Origin of the sequence: Micromonospora sp. SD12, assembly GCF_052068495.1 — a bacterium.
In the GTDB taxonomy this organism is placed as follows: domain Bacteria; phylum Actinomycetota; class Actinomycetes; order Mycobacteriales; family Micromonosporaceae; genus Micromonospora; species Micromonospora echinofusca.
Genome location: NZ_JBQHDF010000005.1, coordinates 329,990 through 347,802 on the forward strand (window position 1 = coordinate 329,990; position 17,813 = coordinate 347,802).

Below are 17,813 nucleotides of genomic sequence, written 5' to 3' on the forward strand. Positions count from 1 at the left end.
TCCGGGGAGGCCGGGTGGAGGGGAAACCGATGGGGACCGATTACCCGACGGTGGGTCCCCGGTTGCGGTGGCCGCTGACCGCCGTCCTGGTGACCGGTCCGTCCATGTCGCCCACGCTGCGGCACGGCGACGCGGTGCTGGTCCGCCCCGGTGGCCGGGCGGTGCGCCCCGGCGACGTCGTGGTCGCCGTCTTCCGCAGCCGCCCCGACCTGCTCGTGGTCAAGCGCGCGGTACGCGCCCAGGACGGCGGCTGGTGGTTGCGCGGCGACAACGACCTGATCGCCGACGATTCCCGGGCGTACGGGGTGGCCGACGTGCGGGGTCGCGTGGTGGCCCGCTACTGGCCCCGCCCCGCCCGGGTGCGCCCCCGTCGGATATGACCCCGCTCACATCGGTGTGACGGTGGCGACACTATGCTCGGGGCGTGCCCGGGTGACCCCCGCACCGCGTGCCGCCGCTCGGCGCCTCACCTCGCGTCCGCGCCGGCCGCTCCGTCTGCTCGACAGATCATGGAGTCACCATGTCATCGTCCCCCGTGGACCCCGCTGATCCCGTCTTCCGGCTGCACCGGGGTGGCAAGATGGCCGTCGCCTCGACCGTCCCGCTGACCAGCCGGGAGGACCTCTCCCTCGCGTACACCCCGGGTGTGGCCCGGGTCTGCGAGGCGATCGCCGCCGACCCGACGCTCGCCGACGACTACACGTGGGCGTCGCACACCGTCGCGGTCGTCACCGACGGCTCGGCCGTACTCGGGCTGGGCAACATCGGCCCGCGCGCGTCGCTGCCGGTGATGGAGGGCAAGGCGGTGCTGTTCAAGCAGTTCGCCGGGGTCGACGCGGTACCGGTCTGCCTGGACACCCAGGACGTGGACGAGATCGTGGCCGTGGTGCGCGCGCTGGCCCCGTCGTTCGGCGGGATCAACCTGGAGGACATCAGCGCCCCGCGCTGCTTCGAGGTGGAGCGCCGCCTCGACGAGGCGCTGGACATCCCGGTCTTCCACGACGACCAGCACGGCACCGCGATCGTCGTGCTCGCCGCCCTGCGCAACGCCGCGGCGCTGCTCGACCGCAAGCTCGGCGACCTGCGGGTGACGGTCAGCGGCGCCGGCGCGGCCGGGGTCGCGGTGACCAAGATGCTCGTCGCCGGCGGCGTGAACCCCGACCAGGTGGTGGTCTGCGACTCCAAGGGCATCATCGGTCGGCACCGGTCCGAGTTGACCGGCAGCAAGGCCGAGCTGGCCGCGAGCACGAACGCTGGCGGTCGCGAGGGTGACGTCACCGAGGCGCTGCGCGGCGCCGACGTGCTCATCGGCGTCTCGGGCGGGCAGATCCCGGAGGCGGCGATCGCCGGCATGGCCCCCGGGGGCATCGTCTTCGCGCTGGCCAACCCGACGCCCGAGGTGCACCCCGAGGTGGCCGCCCGGCACGTCGCGGTCGTCGCCACCGGCCGCAGCGACTACCCCAACCAGATCAACAACGTGCTGGCCTTCCCGGGCGTGTTCCGGGGCGCGCTGGACGCCCGCGCCACCCGGATCACCGAGGGCATGAAGGTCGCCGCCGCCGACGCCATCGCCGGCGTGGTGGCCGAGTCGCTCACCGCCGAGGCGATCGTGCCGTCCCCGCTCGACCCCCGGGTCGCCCCCGCGGTGGCCGAGGCGGTGGCCGAGGCCGCCCGCCGCGACGGCGTCACCCGCTGACCGTGGGAGGGGCCCTTTCCCGTCGCCCGACGACGGGAAAGGGCCCCTCCGCGCGTCGGTGCCCTTCTTGTCGGCGGCTCGGCTTGTTACCGTGCCGATCATGCGTGCCGCCTTCGCCTCCCGCTTCGACGACGCCAACCCGCTCGCCGCGCTCACCATCGGCGAGCAGCCCGAGCCGACCCACCCGGCCGACGACTGGGTGACCGTGCAGGTGCGGGCCAGCTCCCTCAACCACCACGACCTCTGGTCCCTGCGGGGGGTCGGGCTGCGCGCGGAGCAGCTGCCGATGATCCTCGGCTGCGACGCCGTCGGGGTGGACCCGGACGGCAACGAGGTCGTCGTCTATCCGGTGATCCCGACCCCGGGGGACCCGCGCGGCGTCTCCATCCTCTCCGAGCACTTCCCCGGCACGCTGGCCGAGCGGGTCGCCGTACCCCGGTCGAACCTGCTGGCCCTGCCGGCGGGCCTGGCGGCGGCGGACGCGGCCTGCCTGCCGACGGCCTGGCTGACCGCGTGGCGGATGCTGACCACCAGGGGCCGGGTCGACGAGGCCGACGCCGTGCTCGTGCAGGGCGCCGGCGGGGGCGTGGCCACCGCGGCCGTCGCGCTGGCCGTCGCGATGGGCAAGCGGGTGTACGCGACCAGCCGCGACGCCGCCAAGCGGGCACGGATCGCCGAGCTGGGCGCCACCGCCGTCGAGCCCGGCGCCCGGCTGCCGGAGCGGGTCGACGTCGTCATCGAGACGGTCGGGGCGGCGACCTTCGACCACTCCCTGAAGTCCGCCGCGCCGATGGCCCGGATCGTGGTCTCCGGCGCCACCAGCGGGCACGAGCCCAAGGTCAACCTGCGCCGTGTCTTCGCGATGCAGCTGGAGATCCTGGGCACCTCGATGGGCACCCCGGACGAGCTGGCCGCCCTGCTCGCATTCTGCGCCGAGCGCGGCGTACGTCCGGTGGTGGACACCGTCGTCCCGTTCAGCGAGGTCGCCGACGCCTTCGCGCGCCTGCACTCCGGCGACGTCTTCGGCAAGGTCGTCGTCGACCACACCGCCTGACGCACGCACCGGTGGCCGGCCCGAGCGGGGCAGGCCACCGGTGGCTCAGAGGTGGTTGTCCAGGGTGGCGACGTCGTCGCGGGCGGCGTCGGTCGGGATGCGGCCCTTGGCGGCCTGGTCGCCGTAGAGCGACCAGCGCAGGAACTCGACCGTGGTGTCGGCGACCACCCGCAGCGCGGCCCCGTCGCTGAGCAGCGCCCGGCCGTGGTCGCCCTTCGGCAGGCTCAGCATCGCCTTCGGCCAGGGCACCTTGTCGTAGACGGCCTTGCCGGCGGCGTACTCGACCACCTCGTCGGCCTCACCGTGCACGAAGAGCTGCGGGGCGGCGGCGCCCGCGAAGGCGGTGCCCACGCCGAGCGCCGTGCCGGCGAAGACCACCCCGGCGTCCAGCCGCTCGTCCCGGCCGGTCGTGAAGAGGCCGATCGTGGTCACCCCGCCGGCCGAGTGCCCGGCCGCCGCCACCCGGTCCGTGGCGAGCCGGCCACGCAGCGGGTCGCCGGACCTGCCGTCGAGGGCGAGCACCTGGGTCAGCACGTACGACACGTCGGCCGGCTGGTTGAGCACGTCGAGCACGTTGCCGTCGCCGCCCCGGGCGGTGTGCGGGAACGTCGGCGCGGCCACCACGAACCCGGCCGCCGCCCACCGGGTCAGCAGCGTCTTGTAGTCGGCCGGCCGGGCGCTCAACCCGTGGCTGAACATCACCACGGGGAACTTTCCCGTGGCGGCGTCCGCCGACCCCTCCGGCTGCCCGCCGGGCTTCCCGGCCGCCGGATACCAGACGGTCACCGGCAGCGGCCGCTTTCCGTCGCGGTTCAGCTTCAACTGGCGTACGCCGACGGCGAAGGCCTTCCCGGGCGCGGTGCCGACGGGCACCTGCGGGGTGGCGGCGACCGCCTGCGAGGGCGGCGCCGGGGCCGTCACCTGCGGAGCCGCCTCCCGCGGAGCCGGCCCGGCGTCGTCGGAGCAGCCGACCAGACCGGCGGTGAACAGTGCGGAGGCGAGCAGGGCGGGGGTGACACGACGCGGCATGGAAACGATTGTGCCTCGGCCTCCACCCCCGCCCCCCGACGATCGCCACCCGACCCTCGCCACACCACAACGCCCGCCACCCCGGCCCTGCACTCCGTAGCGCCCGCTTGCAGCCCGAAGCACCCGGAGTACCCGCCTCCACCCCGTGACGCCCCGGTGATCAGGACGGCACGGACGTATCCCGGCCCGTTTTCGGTACATGACGTCCTGATCACCGGTAGCGCTAGCCGGTCATGGGTGGCGGTCGGTGGCGCGGAGGCGGGTCAGGTCGGCGGCGTCCTTGCCTCGCCGGGGCCGGTCCGGCATCCGGACGGGGAACATCTCCTTGAACTCGATCTGCGCGGCCACCGAGATCATCGGGACGGCCAGCGGGCCGATGCGGCCGGGCGGACCGGTCAGCATCCCGTCCGGCAGGGCGGTGCCCGCCCACGGGCCGGCACCCACCACCACCCGCCCCGTGGCGTCCTGGGCCAGGTAGGCGACGCTCATCTCGACATCTGCGCGGACGAGGTCGAGCTGCACGTCGACGGGCATCCGGGGGTCGGGCCGCCAGCCGCGCCCGCGCAGCAGGCCGGCCAGCCGGTCGGCGTCCGCGCGCCAGCAGTACCAGTCGACGTCGACGTGCGCCCTGGTGACCTCGCCCAGGTGGAAGTCCATGGCCCAGCCGCCGCGTAGCCACACCTCGATGCCGGCCGCCGCCGCGAGCCCGGCCAGTTCCGCGATGCCGTCCAGTTGCCGCCTCGCGAGATCGTCCACGGCGGCACCGTAGCCGGGACGGTTCCTCCCGCGCACGCGCCTTTGTCTGCTCATCCTGCCGGTGGCCGGTGGCGCGGGCGGGAGCGGGGCGCTGCCGGCAGCCGGCATGTCCGGCTCCCGCGCCGGCACGGGCGGGATCAGCGGGCGAGGCGGGTCTCGTACGCCGTCACGCCGGGGGAGCGGGCGTCGGCGGGAAGGCGGCGGCCGGCTGCCTCGTCACCGTAGAGCGTCCAGCGGAGGAAGTCGGTGGTGGTGGCGACAACCTGGTCGAAGCCCGGCAGGCCCGGGCTCAGGTATTCGCCGTGGCCCTGCCCGAGCAGGCTCAGGAAGGTGGACGGGCCGGTGGTGCGGTGGTACGCGGCGCGGCCGACGGTCACCGGCACGATCCGGTCCGCCGTACCGTGCACGAAGAGCAGCGGGGCCGCCGGCCCGGCGAAGCTGCCGGCCATCCCGCCGCCGGCGATCACGATGCCGGCGCGTAGCCGCCCCGAGCGCCCGGAGGTGAACATGCCGGCGGTGGTGAAGCCTCCCGCCGAGTGGCCGGCGGCGGCGATCCGGGCGACGTCGAGGTGTCCGGCGAGCGGGTCCCCGGCCCGGGCGTCGAGCCGCACCAGGTGCCGGATCAGCCGCCAACCGTCGGCCGGCTGATGGCGTACGTCGGCGCGGCTGAACCGGACCGCGCCGCGCCGGGTGTGCGGGTAGGCCGGGGCGGCCACCACGAACCCGGCGGCGGCCCAGCGCGTGGTCAGCCCGGCGTGCAGCTCGGGCAGGCTGTGCAGCCCGTGGCTGTAGACCACCACGGGGAAGCGGCCGGCGGCCACCGCGCCGCGATCTGCCGGGTACCAGACGGTCACCGGCAGGGGACGCGCCGAGGCCGGATCGACGGTGAAGGTGCGTACGCCGACGGCGTAGGCCGCCACGGGCGCCGGGCGCGGCTGCGGCGGTGCGCCCGGCGCGGCGGTGGCCGCCGGGGCGCAACCGGCCAGCAGCGTCGTCATCAGTACGGCGACCAGCCGCTTGATCCCCACGGCTTCACGGTAGGTGCCCGGCGGCCCGCAGCGGTCCCGCCGTCCGGACCGGACGCCCCCGCCACCCGGGCGGATCGTCTCCACCGGCCGGCTCGACCTGACCCCGGTACGCGTGCCGGGGACGGCGGCCCGGAACCGGCTTGGCTAGGGTCACCGCCATGTCTGAGAACCGCACCGACCCGAGCGGCAACACCGAGGCGTTCCGCGCCTACGCCCACACCGCCGAGCCCGAGGCGCCGGCCGGCTCGTCCCGGACGCCGCTGCTCGTCGGCGCGGCGGCGGTCGCGGTCGTGCTGGTCGCCCTGCTCGCCTGGCTCGCGCTGAGCTGACCGGCGTTGGAGCCACCAGGTGGCCCGGGGCCGGGCACCTCCGCGACGCCGTCCGGCACGCGGCGTCCGGCGCGCGCCCCGGGGCGGTGGCGGCGGCTCCGCTCCGGTCTTCGCGGCATCCGTCGGGGCAGCGCCGCCCTCGGCCTGGTGTTGCTACTCGCGGGGCTGGCGTACGCGGTGGCCACCGGTGCGTACAAGTGGCACCTGCACACCAAGGCGGAGCGGCTACGGGCGGACGGCGTCCCGGTACGGGCGACCGTGACCGACCGGCGCGACACCGTCGGACGCGGCGGCGGCACCGACACCGTCCAGGTCTGGTACGACTACGAGGGCGTCCGGCACAGCGAGCGCATCCTCTGCGGCTCGGCCGGTGGCTGCCTGCGCGATCCGCCCGAGGTGATGACGCTCTGGGTCGACCCGGAGCGCCCCGGTGAGTTCGTCGCCGCCAACGGCAACACCGACGACTCGGTCTTCTTCCTGAACTCCTGGGGCGGCATTCCGTTCGGGCTGCTGGTCGCCACGGCGGGCGGGGCGTTCGTCTTCGCGGCCCTCGTCCCGACGGGGATGTTCGACCGGCCCACACCCGCACCACCGCCCCGAGGGCCGGGACGCGACCGGGTCCGGCGCACCCGATCCGCCCGGCGTCGCGCCAGGGGCCGCCGCTGAGCCGCCCGGCGCCCTGCCAGGGTCGGTCTGAGGCCCAGCGGCGCTCCGGGCCCCAACTGGCGCCGTCGTCACCACGACCGGTGGTCAGCCGGCCGCGGCGACCACCGCGCGGGTCTGGAGGGCGATCTCGCGCTCCTCGTCCGTGCCGACGACGCAGACGGTCACCTCGGCGCCCTCCGGCGAGACGACCCGGTCGCCGCTGCCGGCGTTGCGTTCCGGGTCCACCGCGATGCCGAGCCGCTCCAGGCCGGCCAGGGCGGCGGCGCGTACCGGCGCGGCGTGCTCGCCGACGCCGGCGGTGAAGGTGACCGCGTCCACCCGGCCGAGCAGGGCGTAGTACGCGCCGACGTAGCCGGTGATCCGCCGGCAGTAGACGTCGAAGGCGAGCGTCGCCGCCGGGTCGCCGTCCGCCCGGCGCGTGAGCACCTCGCGCATGTCGTTGGCGCCGGTCAGCCCGAGCAGGCCGCTGCGGTGGTTGAGCAGGTCGTCGATCTCGTCGACGGAGAGCCCGCCCTCCCGGCGCAGGTGGAAGATCACGGTCGGGTCGAGGTCGCCGCTGCGGGTGCCCATGACCAGGCCCTCCAGGGGGGACATGCCCATCGAGGTGGCCACGCTTCGGCCGCCGGCCACCGCGCAGGCGCTCGCGCCGTTGCCGAGGTGCAGGGTGATCGTGTTCACCTCGGCGTACGGGCGGCCGAGCAGTTCGGCGGTGCGTCGCGACACGTACGCGTGCGAGGTGCCGTGGAAGCCGTAGCGCCGGATGCCGTACCGCTCGGCGGTGTCCCGCTCGATCGCGTAGGTCGCGGCGGCCTCGGGCAGGGTGTGGTGGAACGCGGTGTCGAAGACGGCGACCTGCGGCACCTGCGGCAGCGCCGCCCGGGTGACCTCGATGCCGGTCAGGTTGGCGGGGTTGTGCAGCGGCGCGAGCGGGATCAGGTCGCGGATCGCGGTCAGCACCGCGTCGTCGACGAGCACCGGCTCGCCGAACCGCTTCCCGCCGTGCACCACCCGGTGCCCGACGGCGGCGAGCCCGCTCAGGTCCAGCCCGTCGAGGATGGCCCGGACGGCCGTCTCGTGGTCGGCCGGGCCGCCACCGGCCTCGCCGACCCGCTCCACGGTGCCCTTGTCGACCACCCGGTCGCCGTCGAAGAGCCGGTACTTCACCGACGACGATCCGCAGTTGAGCACGAGGACCCGGCCGGTCTCCTGTGGAGCGGGGGCACCGTCGACGGAAACGGTCATGACGACTCCTCGGTGGCTGCGGCCTGGATGGCGGTGATCGCCACGGTGTTCACGATGTCCGGCACGGTGGCGCCTCTGGACAGGTCGTTCACCGGCCGTCGCAGGCCCTGCATGACCGGTCCGACGGCCACCGCCCCGGCGGAGCGTTGCACCGCCTTGTACGTGTTGTTGCCCGTGTTCAGGTCCGGGAAGATGAAGACCGTGGCCCGGCCGGCGACCTCGCTGCCGGGCAGCTTCGTCGCCGCGACCGCCGGGTCGATGGCGGCGTCGTACTGGATGGGCCCCTCGACGAGCAGGTCGGGCCGGCGTTCCCGGACGAGCTTGGTGGCCGCCGCGACCTTCTCGACGTCGGCGCCCGCCCCGGAGCTGCCGGTGGAGTAGGACAGCATCGCGACCCGTGGTTCGATGCCGAACCGGGCGGCGGTGTCCGCCGAGGAGATGGCGATGTCGGCGAGCTGGGCGGCGTCCGGGTCGGGGTTGACCGCGCAGTCGCCGTAGACCAGCACCCGGTCGGCGAGCAGCATGAAGAAGACGCTGGAGGCCACCGAGACGCCCGGCACGTTACGGATGATCTCGAACGCGGGGCGGATGGTGGCGGCGGTGGTGTGGGTCGCGCCGGAGACCATCCCGTCGGCGTGCCCCGTCTGCACCATCAGCGTGCCGAAGTAGTTGGGCTGGGCGACGACGTCGTGGGCCAGGTCGAGGGTCATGCCCCGGTGCGCGCGCAGCTTGGCGTACGTGGCGGCGAACTCGTCGCGCCACTCGCTGGCGACGGGGTCGACCACCTGCGCGCCGGTGATGTCGATGCCCAGCTCGCGGGTGCGCCGGGCGATGTCGTCGGGGCGGCCGAGCAGGGTGATGTCGGCGACGCCCCGGCGCAGCAGGATCTCCGTCGCCCGCAGGATCCGCTCCTCCGCCCCCTCGGGCAGCACGAGGTGCCGGCGCCGGGTCCGGGCGCGGTCGATCAGGTCGTACTCGAACATCAGCGGGGTGACCCGCTCGGAGCGGCTGACCCGCAGCCGGCGGGCGAGGTCGTCGGTGTCCACGCAGCGCTCGAACGCGCCGAGCGCGGCCTCGACCTTGCGCGGGTTGGCGGCGCTGGGCCGCCCCTCGATCCGGCTGGACGCGGCGACCGTGTCGTAGCTGTCGCTGGGCACGGAGAGCACCGCGAGCCCCGTGTTGAGCCCCTCGACCAGCCGCATCGCGCGCGGGTCCGGCCGCTCGCCGAGGGTCAGCACCAGCCCCGAGACGGAGACCTGCCCGGCCACGTGCGCGGCGCTCGCCGCCACGAGCAGGTCGGCCCGGTCGCCGGGGGTGATGACCAGGGCGCCCTCGGTCAGGTGATCCAGCAGGGTCGGCACGTGCGCCGCCCCGACCACGTAGTCGAGCACGTCGCGGCTGAGCGCGTCGTCGTCGCCGGCGAGCAGGGTGGCGCCGAGCGCCGCCGCCACCTCGGCCACCGTCGGCGCCGACACGGTCGGCACCTCCGGGATGGCGTACGTGGGGACGGGCAGCTCGGGCAGCGTCATCGGGCCGGGGACCCGGTTGGCGATCACCGCCAGCACCGTCGCCCCGAGGTCCTCCAGATCGTGGTACGCCCCGCGCGCGGCGGCCGCGATCGCCGCCGGCTCCTGCTCGAAGCCGTCGATGACGGGCACCACCACGCTGCCGAACTCGGTGGCCAGCCGGGCGTTGAAGGCCAGCTCGCGGGGGCCGGCGCCGTCGCCGCCGTCGGCGAAGTCGCTGCCCACCACGACCACGGCGGGGCAGCGCCGTTCGACCTCCCGGTAGCGCTCGACGATGCCGCTGATGAGCTCCTCGCGGCGCCCGTCGGCGACGAGGGCCGTCGCCTCGGCGTAGCTGGTGCCGCTCAGCTCGGTCAGCGGCAGCTCGATCCGGTAGCGGTCACTGAGCAGGGCGAGGATCGGATCGGGGCCCTGCCCGCGTACGAGCGGCCGGAACGCGCCGATCCGCTCGACCTGCCGGGACAACAGTTCCGCGAGCCCGAGAGCGAGGGTCGACTTCCCGCCGCCGGATCCCACGCTGGTCAGGTACACACTCCGCGCCACCCACCCACCCTAGAAGATCTTCGGATTCCCGGCTCGGGTCCTTCGCCCCCTTTCGTCGATCATGAAGTTGTCGCGGCGCCCGGCGCAGTCCAGGCAGGGGCTACTCGTCGTCGGGGTCGTCGAGGCGGGCCAGCCAGGTGGCGAAGCGCTCGATCGGGGTCTCGAACTCCGGGTTCAGGTCGACGAAGTCGCGCAGGCGCTCGCCGAGCCACTCCATGCTGACCTGCTCTTCGCCCCGGCGCTCGACCAGTTCCTCGATACCGCGGTCGGTGAAGTACATGCTGTCGGTTCCTCTTCGTCGCTTGCTGTGCGGGCCGTGGTGCCGCCGGGGCCTGCCGGCGGCGGGAGGCGGGACGGCGACCGGGGCAGAGCCGTCGTGTCGACGGCTCTGCCCCGGTGCGCTCGGCGGTGCGTCAGGTCACGGGCGGGGCAGGGCCGCCTCGATCAGCGCGGTCTGCTCGACCTCGTGCATCTTCGCGGAGCCCACGGCCGGGGCGGCCGCCGCCGGGCGGGAGATCCGGCGCAGCCGTACGTCCGCCAGGTGCTCCAGCAGGTTGAGCGCGACGAACGACCAGGCGCCCTGGTTGGCCGGCTCCTCCTGCACCCAGGCGAAGTCCTCGGCGTTCGGGTACGCCGCCAGGGCGGCCCGGATCTCCTCGACCGGCATCGGGTAGAGCTGCTCGATCCGGATGATCGCGGTGTCGGTGACGCCCCGCTCGTTACGGGCCTGGAACAGGTCGTAGTAGACCTTGCCCGAGCAGAGCAGCACCCGCTTCACCTGCTCCGGTGCCGGGGCGCCCGAGTCGGGCAGCACCGGCTGGAAGGTGCCGGTGGTGAAGTCCTCCACCGGGGAGACGCAGAGCTTGTGCCGCAGCAGCGACTTCGGCGTGAACACCACCAGCGGCTTGCGCTTCGGCGACAGCGCCTGGCGGCGCAGCAGGTGGAAGTAGTTCGCCGGGGTGGTCGGGATCGACACCCGCATGTTGTCCTCGGCGCACATCTGGAGGAACCGTTCGGGGCGGCCGGAGGTGTGGTCCGGGCCCTGGCCCTCGTGGCCGTGCGGCAGCAGCAGGGTGACGGCGGAGCGCTGGCCCCACTTCACCTCGCCGGAGGAGATGAACTCGTCGATGACCGACTGGGCGCCGTTGACGAAGTCGCCGAACTGCGCCTCCCAGCACACCAGCGCGTTGATGTTCTCCACCGAGTAGCCGTACTCGAAGCCCATCGCCGCGTACTCGCTGAGCAGGGAGTCGTGCACGAAGAACCGGGACCGCTCGCCGTCGCCGGTCAGCGACTGCAACGGCAGGTAGTCGTTGCCGGTCTGCGCGTCGACCACCGAGGCGTGCCGCTGCACGAAGGTGCCCCGGCGGGAGTCCTGCCCGGCGAGCCGGACGGTGACCCCGTCGTGCAGCAGCGCGCCGAAGGCGATGATCTCGCCGAAGCCCCAGTCGATGTTGCCCTCGACGGACATCTTGGCCCGCCGGTCGAGCAGCTGCTGGATCCGCTTGTGCGGGGTGAAGCCCTCCGGCAGGTTGACGTGCGCCTCGCCGACGGCCTTGACGACGGCGGCGTCGGTGGCGGTCTCCACCTGCGGCTCCGGCTCGTCCTCCCGCTTGGGGCGGCTGAGCTGCCGCGGCGTGGTGGCGGCGTCCCGGGTGGCCTTGAAGACCCGCTCCAGCTGCGACTGGTAGTCGCGCAGCAGCTCCTCCGCGTCCTCCACGGTGATGTCGCCGCGCCCGATCAGCTCCTCGGTGTAGAGCTTGCGGACGGACCGCTTCGAGTCGATGATCTTGTACATCTGCGGGTTGGACATCGACGGGTCGTCGCCCTCGTTGTGCCCGCGCCGGCGGTAGCAGACCATGTCGATGACGACGTCCTTGTTGAACTCCTGCCGGTACTCGAAGGCCAGCCGGGCGACCCGGACCACGGCCTCGGGGTCGTCGCCGTTGACGTGGAAGATCGGCGCCTGGATCATCCGGGCGACGTCGGTGCTGTAGAGGCTGGAGCGGCTGTACTCCGGGGCGGTGGTGAAGCCGACCTGGTTGTTTACCACCACGTGGACCGTGCCGCCGGTGCGGTAGCCGCGCAGCTGCGACAGGTTGAGGGTCTCGGCGACCACGCCCTGACCGGCGAAGGCGGCGTCACCGTGCACCGCCAGCGGCAGCACGGTATAGCCCTCCAGCTTGAGGTCTATCCGGTCCTGCTTGGCCCGGACGATGCCCTCCAGCACCGGGTCGACGGCCTCCAGGTGCGACGGGTTCGCCACCACCGAGACCTTGACCGCGTGGTCGCCGTCGGGCGTGGTGAACTTGCCGTTCTGGCCCAGGTGGTACTTCACGTCGCCGGAGCCCTGCGTGGAGCGCGGGTCCAGGTGCCCCTCGAACTCCGAGAAGATCTTCTCGTACGGCTTGCCGACGATGTTGGCCAGCACGTTGAGCCGACCCCGGTGGGCCATGCCGATGACGACCTCGTCCAGCCCGCCTTCGGCGGAGGCCTCCAGCACCTCGCCGAGCAGCGGGATCAGCGACTCGCCGCCCTCCAGCGAGAAGCGCTTCTGTCCGACGTACTTGGTCTGGAGGAAGGTCTCGAACGCCTCGGCGGCGTTGAGCCGGTTGAGCACGTGCTTCTGCTCGTCGGCCGACGGCTTCTCGTACTTGCGCTCGATCCGCTCCTGGATCCAGCGCCGCTCCTCCGGGTCCTGGATGTGCATGTACTCGATGCCGACCCGGCGGCAGTACGAGTCGCGCAGCACGCCGAGGATGTCGCGCAGCTTCATCCGCTGCTTGCCGGCGAAGCCGTTGACGGGGAACTCGCGGTCGAGGTCCCAGAGCGTCAGCCCGTGCTGGAGCACGTCCAGGTCGGGGTGCTTGCGGATCTTGAACTCGAGCGGGTCGGTGTCGGCCATCAGGTGACCGCGCACGCGGTACGCGTGGATCAGCTCGTGCACCCGGGCGGTCTTGTTGATCTGGCCCTCGTTGTTGACCGCGACGTCGCGCATCCAGCGCACCGGCTCGTACGGGATGCGCAGCGAGGTGAAGATCTGGTCGTAGAAGTTGTGCTCGCCGAGCAGCAGCTCGTGCATCACCTTCAGGAACTCGCCGGACTGCGCGCCCTGGATGATCCGGTGGTCGTACGTGCTGGTCAGGGTGATGACCTTGCTGACGGCCAGCTCGGCCAGGGTGGCCTCGGACATGCCCTGGTAGGGGGCCGGGTACTCCATCGCGCCGACGCCGATGATGGCGCTCTGCGCCGGCATGAGCCGCGGCATCGAGTGCACGGTGCCGATGCCGCCGGGGTTGGTCAGCGAGATCGTGGTGCCGGAGTGGTCCTCCATGGTCAGCTCGTTGCGGCGGGCGCGCCGGACCACGTCCTCGTACGCCTGCCAGAACTGCCGGAAGTCCATCTGCTCGCAGGCCTTGATGGAGGGGACCACCAGGTTGCGGCTGCCGTCCGGCTTCACCAGGTCGATCGCGATGCCCAGGTTGACGTGCTCCGGCCGGACCATGACCGGCTTGCCGTCGACCTCGGCGAAGGAGTTGTTCATCTCCGGGTGGGCGACCAGGGCGCGGACCATCGCGTAGCCGATGAGGTGGGTGAAGCTGACCTTGCCACCGCGCCCACGGGTGAGGTGGTTGTTGATCACGATGCGGTTGTCGACCAGCAGCTTCGCCGGGACGGCGCGCACGCTGGTGGCGGTCGGCACGGCCAGCGAGGCGTCCATGTTCTGGACGATCTTCGCCGCCACGCCGCGCAGCGGGGTGGTCTGCGTGCCGGTGGCGGTCGGCTTGGCCGCCGCCGGCTTGGCGGGGGCCGCCTTCGTGGCCGCCGGCTTGGCCGGGGCGGCCTTGGCGGCGGGCTTCTCCGCCTTGGGCTCGGCCTTGGGTTCCGGCTTCGGTTCCGGCTTCTTCTCCGCCGGCTTCTTCTCGGCCGGCTGGGCGACCGTGGTGGCCGCCTCCTGCTGGCCGGCGGGCTCCGGCGCGGCGGCCGGCTTCGGGGCCTGCTCAGCTCCGCGCGGCTTCCCGGCGCCGGGCGCCGGGCGGTAGTCCGCGAAGAAGTCGTGCCAGGCCGAATCGACGCTGGTGGGGTCGGCGAGGTAGCGCTGGTACATCTCCTCGACGATCCACTCGTTCGGACCGAAACCCGCCAGTGGGTTCTCCTGCGAAGTCTGCTGGGTCGACACGGCCGGTAATCGCCTCTTTCACGCGGGTTTGTGTGGCACGCGGTGTCCGGTGTCGCCCTGCCTTCGAGCGCGCACGAGACGGCTCCCAGGCTACGCCGTACGGATGCCACAGGCATTTCCGCCTCCGACGCGTGGCCGGTTTCACAGAAGATGCCAGAAGTTCACCAAACGCTGCGTGTTCCGTCGGCTCCTGATAAGGCCCGGAATGTGGGCGGAGCCCGGTGCGACCGGGGCGGGGGTGGTGCCGGGCACCACCCCCGCCCCGTCGTCGCGGCGGATCCGTCAGGAGATGTCGCGCCGCCGGGTGATCAGGACACCGGCGACCCCGCTCACCACCGCGTAGCCGATCAGCACGAGCGCGCCGACCCACCACGCGGGGGTGAAGTCCGTCTGGCCCTCGCTGACCATCACGGTCGAGGCGATGGCGGGCCAGATCACCTGCCACTTGACCACGGCCTCGCTGTTCAGCAGGTTCGACAGCAGCATGAACAGCAGCCCCACCACCTGCGTGCCGACGAGGTAGAGCACCGCGGCGGTGATCACCGCGCCGAGCTGGTTGGTGATCAGCGTGCCGATGCCGATGCCCAGGACCGTCCAGATCGCGTACGCCAGCAGGTTGAGCAGCAGCGCCCGCTGCACGGCCCACTCGCCGAGCAGGGTGCCGTGGCCGTTGGCCGACAGGAACACCGCCCCGGCGGCCAGGTCGATCAGCGTGGTCACCAGCCAGAAGCCGATGCCCAGCAGGCTGGCCGCGACCAGCTTGCTGAGGATCACCGACGTGCGCCGCGGCGTGGCCAGGAACGTGGTGGTCGCCGTCTGGTGGAAGAACTCGTTGGTGACCATCAGGATGCCGATCAGCATCACGAACATCAGGCCCAGGTACTGCCCGGAGGTGTAGAGGTTCGCGGCCTGCGCCGCCGCGGAGGCCTGGTCGCCGGTGACGCCCAGCTCCTCGGCGTTGCCGTTCAACGTCTCGTTGGCGACCCAGGCGTTGAAGGCGAAGGCCAGCGCGATCGACAGGAACGCGGCGATGGCCAGCCACCACCACGTGCTGGTGGTACGGATCTTGAGAAGCTCGGACCGGACGAGGTTCATCGGATGCCCGCCTTTCCGGCCGTCAGCTCCAGGAAGACCCGTTCCAGGTCGGGCCGTTCCGTGGTCAGTTCGTGCAGTTCGACGCCCGCCGTCAGGGCGACCCGGCCCACGGTCGGGGCGTCCACCCCGCCCACCAGCAGGACGCCGTGCTCGTCGCGGTCGACGGTGGCCGGCCCCTCCTTGAGGGCGGCGATCAGCGCGTCGGCCTGCGGGGTGCGTACCCGCACCCGGATGCCCTGCGCCATCGAGCCGATCACCTGCTCGACCGTGCCCTGCCGGACGAGCTGCCCGGCCGCGATGATCACCACGTCGTCGGCGAGCAGCTGCATCTCCGACAGCAGGTGGCTGGAGACCAGCACCGTACGGCCCTCGTGCGCGAGGTTCTTGAGGAACCCGCGCATCCACCGGATGCCCTCCGGGTCGAGCCCGTTGGCGGGCTCGTCGAGGACCAGCACGCGGGGGTCGCCCAGCATGGCGGCGGCGATGCCGAGCCGCTGCTTCATGCCGAGCGAGTAGCCCTTGAACTTGCGCTTCGCCGCCGGGGTGAGCCCGACCTGCGCCAGCACCTCGTCGGCCCGCTGCTTCGGCAGCCCGGCCGCCGCCGCGATCACCCGCAGGTGGTTGATGCCGGTGCGGCCCTTGTGCGCGCTGGACGCCTCCAGCACGGCACCGACGTGCCGCAGCGGGTCGGTCAGGTCGGCGTACCGACGCCCGCCGATGGTGGCCGTCCCGCTGGTCGGCGTGACCAGGTTCAGCAGCATCCGCAGCGTGGTGGTCTTGCCGGCGCCGTTGGGGCCGAGGAAGCCGGTCACCCGCCCCGGTTCGACGGTGAACGACAGGTCGTTGACGGCCCGTACGTTCTTGTACTGCTTCGTCAGGCCGGACACCACGATCTGACCGTCACCGGTGGGGCTTCTCTGCCCGTCAGTCATTGCTCTCCTTCGTGCGGTGGCGTCGGGGTACGCCGTGACACAGCGTGGCGGGCGGGCGCAACCAGGTCAATCAGGCGTGCTTCCTAGATCGACCTCCGCCTCAGGCAGGAGGCCCTCATCCCCAGGGACGATTATCCGGCGTCGTCCGCCACGGCGATCCAGGTTGCCCGGGCCCAGGCCAGGAGGGTGCCGTCGGGGGCGTACAGGCTGGTGTGCACGAGCGCCTTGCGGCCCTCCCCGCCCACCATGACGCCGGTCACCACGCACTCGTCGCCCGGCTCCGGCAGCGCCGCGACCACCGCCGCGATCCGGCCGAGGACGTACGGCCGGCCGGGGGCGATCACCGCCCAGCCGCCGGGGCAGTCCAGCGCGGCCCAGACGGTGGGCGTGGTGACCGCGGCGGGCACCCGGAACGGCGCGGCGGTGCGGCCGTCCGGCAGCCGCCCCGGAAAGATCCGCAGCCCGTCGGGGCGGTCCGGGCCGCAGACGTAGCAGCCCGGGAAGGGGTGGTCCACCAGCCCGGGGTACGCCGCCGAGGCGGCCCGCGCGGCCGCCAGCTCCACCGGCGGCACCACCGCCCGGGGGTCCTCCGTGGGGCGGACCTGGGCGACGAGGAGGCCCTGCGGGTCGCGGACCTCGCCGTCGGCGAGAGTGAGCGGGATCTCCAGCGGGGGCGGGCGACGCAGCGTGACCTCGACCGGCCCCGGGCCGGCGGCCCCGGCGGCGAAGACCCCGGCGCTCCAGCCGCCGTTGCCCGAGCCGGGCGGCCCGTTGAAACGCGACTCGATGATCATCAGACACCTCCGGCGGCGACGCCCGGCCCCGTCGCCGGTACGCCCCCGGCAGCCTCGCACGCCGTCCGTCCGACTCCGGCACGGGCCGTTCACCTCATCGACACCGCTCACCCCGCCGGCCGGCAACCCGGGCCGCCTACACAGGTCCCATGGCCGTTCTGCACGCCGCTGGCGCACCCCTGACGACCAGCGGATACACCCTGCTGATCGCCGACGACCCGAGCGAGGTCGCGGCCGCGCAACGCCTGCGTCACGAGGTGTTCGCCACCGAACTCGGCGCGATCCTGCGCCCGGGCGCCGCCGGGCTCGACGTCGACGACTTCGACGCGTACTGCGACCACCTGATCGTCCGGCGGGAGAGTACCGGCGAGGTGGTCGGCACGTACCGGCTGCTCCCGCCGGGGCGCACCGACCGGCGGTACGCGGAGACCGAGTTCGACCTGAGGGCGCTCGACCCGCTCCGCGACGACCTGGTCGAGGCGGGCCGCTCCTGCGTGCACCCCGACCACCGCTCCGGCGCGGTGATCAACCTGATGTGGGCCGGCATCGTCCGCTACCTGCACCTGCGCGGGTCCCGCTGGCTCGGCGGCTGCGCGTCGGTGCCGGTGGCCGACGGGGGAGGGACCGTCGCGCGGGTGTGGGACGAGGTCTCCGCGCGGCACCTGGCCCCGCCGCGACTGCGCGTACGCCCGAGGCGCCCCTGGTTCGCCGAGCCGGGCGTGGCGAGCGGCCCGGCGGCGGACGGCGGCCCGGCGGCGCGGGCCGTGCCGCCACTGCTGCGCGGCTACCTGCGCCTCGGTGCCTGGGTCGGCGGCGAGCCGGCGTACGACCCGGACTTCGGGGTGGCCGACTTCTACGTGCTGTTCTCCCTGGACCGGATGAACCCCCGCTACCTGCGGCACTTCCTCGGTGGGGCGGAGCGTTGAGCGCGATCGGACGCCTC

General features: G+C 73.3%; 16 protein-coding genes. 6 read left to right on the forward strand and 10 right to left on the reverse strand.

Features of this window, described 5'->3' with window-relative positions:
• Window positions 1-29 precede the first annotated feature (29 nt).
• From ACTMS2_RS13825 to ACTMS2_RS13835, 3 genes are all read left to right on the forward strand, one after another.
• On the forward strand, window positions 30-380 hold the full coding sequence (locus ACTMS2_RS13825) for a S24 family peptidase (RefSeq protein ID WP_441175690.1): 351 nt from the start codon (window positions 30-32) through the stop codon (window positions 378-380).
• Between the two features lie 140 nt (window positions 381-520).
• The gene (locus tag ACTMS2_RS13830; protein WP_250100463.1) at window positions 521-1,696 is read left to right on the forward strand and encodes an NAD(P)-dependent malic enzyme; all 1,176 of its coding nucleotides are present in this window, start codon (window positions 521-523) and stop codon (window positions 1,694-1,696) included.
• 91 nt (window positions 1,697-1,787) lie between these two features.
• Window positions 1,788-2,750, forward strand: a complete 963-nt coding sequence (locus tag ACTMS2_RS13835) for a zinc-binding dehydrogenase (RefSeq protein WP_441175691.1) — start codon at window positions 1,788-1,790, stop codon at window positions 2,748-2,750.
• 45 nt (window positions 2,751-2,795) lie between these two features.
• On the opposite strand, the gene ACTMS2_RS13840 is transcribed toward ACTMS2_RS13835, so the two are convergent.
• From ACTMS2_RS13840 to ACTMS2_RS13850, 3 genes are all read right to left on the reverse strand, one after another.
• On the reverse strand, window positions 2,796-3,779 hold the full coding sequence (locus tag ACTMS2_RS13840; RefSeq protein ID WP_441175692.1) for an alpha/beta hydrolase family protein: 984 nt from the start codon (window positions 3,777-3,779) through the stop codon (window positions 2,796-2,798).
• Between the two features lie 231 nt (window positions 3,780-4,010).
• Window positions 4,011-4,535, reverse strand: a complete 525-nt coding sequence (locus ACTMS2_RS13845) for a nucleotidyltransferase domain-containing protein (protein ID WP_441175693.1) — start codon at window positions 4,533-4,535, stop codon at window positions 4,011-4,013.
• Window positions 4,536-4,672: 137 nt separating this feature from the next.
• On the reverse strand, window positions 4,673-5,533 hold the full coding sequence (locus ACTMS2_RS13850) for an alpha/beta hydrolase family protein (RefSeq protein ID WP_441175788.1): 861 nt from the start codon (window positions 5,531-5,533) through the stop codon (window positions 4,673-4,675).
• Window positions 5,534-5,721: 188 nt separating this feature from the next.
• Between ACTMS2_RS13850 and ACTMS2_RS13855 the strand changes: the two genes are divergently transcribed.
• Window positions 5,722-5,892, forward strand: coding sequence for a hypothetical protein (locus tag ACTMS2_RS13855; RefSeq protein WP_441175694.1), 171 nt, complete (start codon window positions 5,722-5,724; stop codon window positions 5,890-5,892).
• Between the two features lie 147 nt (window positions 5,893-6,039).
• Window positions 6,040-6,558 (forward strand): hypothetical protein, encoded by a 519-nt coding sequence (locus tag ACTMS2_RS13860; protein ID WP_441175695.1) that lies wholly within the window; start codon window positions 6,040-6,042, stop codon window positions 6,556-6,558.
• Between the two features lie 84 nt (window positions 6,559-6,642).
• On the opposite strand, the gene ACTMS2_RS13865 is transcribed toward ACTMS2_RS13860, so the two are convergent.
• The 7 genes from ACTMS2_RS13865 to ACTMS2_RS13895 all read right to left on the reverse strand — a co-directional run bounded on the left by ACTMS2_RS13865 (window position 6,643) and on the right by ACTMS2_RS13895 (window position 16,870).
• On the reverse strand, window positions 6,643-7,800 hold the full coding sequence (locus ACTMS2_RS13865) for an acetate/propionate family kinase (RefSeq protein WP_441175696.1): 1,158 nt from the start codon (window positions 7,798-7,800) through the stop codon (window positions 6,643-6,645).
• Window positions 7,797-9,869 (reverse strand): phosphate acetyltransferase, encoded by a 2,073-nt coding sequence (gene pta, locus ACTMS2_RS13870; protein ID WP_441175697.1) that lies wholly within the window; start codon window positions 9,867-9,869, stop codon window positions 7,797-7,799. The genes ACTMS2_RS13865 and pta overlap by 4 nt, the downstream gene beginning before the upstream one ends.
• A 100-nt stretch (window positions 9,870-9,969) precedes the next feature.
• Window positions 9,970-10,149, reverse strand: a complete 180-nt coding sequence (locus ACTMS2_RS13875) for a DUF6104 family protein (protein ID WP_088998590.1) — start codon at window positions 10,147-10,149, stop codon at window positions 9,970-9,972.
• A 138-nt stretch (window positions 10,150-10,287) separates the two neighbouring features.
• Window positions 10,288-14,049, reverse strand: coding sequence for a multifunctional oxoglutarate decarboxylase/oxoglutarate dehydrogenase thiamine pyrophosphate-binding subunit/dihydrolipoyllysine-residue succinyltransferase subunit (locus tag ACTMS2_RS13880; protein ID WP_441175698.1), 3,762 nt, complete (start codon window positions 14,047-14,049; stop codon window positions 10,288-10,290).
• Window positions 14,050-14,331: 282 nt separating this feature from the next.
• A complete protein-coding gene (locus ACTMS2_RS13885; RefSeq protein WP_088998592.1) occupies window positions 14,332-15,144 on the reverse strand; it encodes an ABC transporter permease in 813 nt (270 codons plus the stop codon).
• Window positions 15,141-16,076, reverse strand: coding sequence for an ABC transporter ATP-binding protein (locus tag ACTMS2_RS13890; RefSeq protein ID WP_088998593.1), 936 nt, complete (start codon window positions 16,074-16,076; stop codon window positions 15,141-15,143). The genes ACTMS2_RS13885 and ACTMS2_RS13890 overlap by 4 nt, the downstream gene beginning before the upstream one ends.
• A 131-nt stretch (window positions 16,077-16,207) precedes the next feature.
• On the reverse strand, window positions 16,208-16,870 hold the full coding sequence (locus ACTMS2_RS13895) for a hypothetical protein (protein ID WP_441175699.1): 663 nt from the start codon (window positions 16,868-16,870) through the stop codon (window positions 16,208-16,210).
• Between the two features lie 149 nt (window positions 16,871-17,019).
• Here ACTMS2_RS13895 and ACTMS2_RS13900 point away from each other — a divergent pair, with 149 nt between their 5' ends.
• A complete protein-coding gene (locus ACTMS2_RS13900; protein ID WP_441175700.1) occupies window positions 17,020-17,796 on the forward strand; it encodes a GNAT family N-acetyltransferase in 777 nt (258 codons plus the stop codon).
• Window positions 17,797-17,813 lie beyond the last annotated feature (17 nt).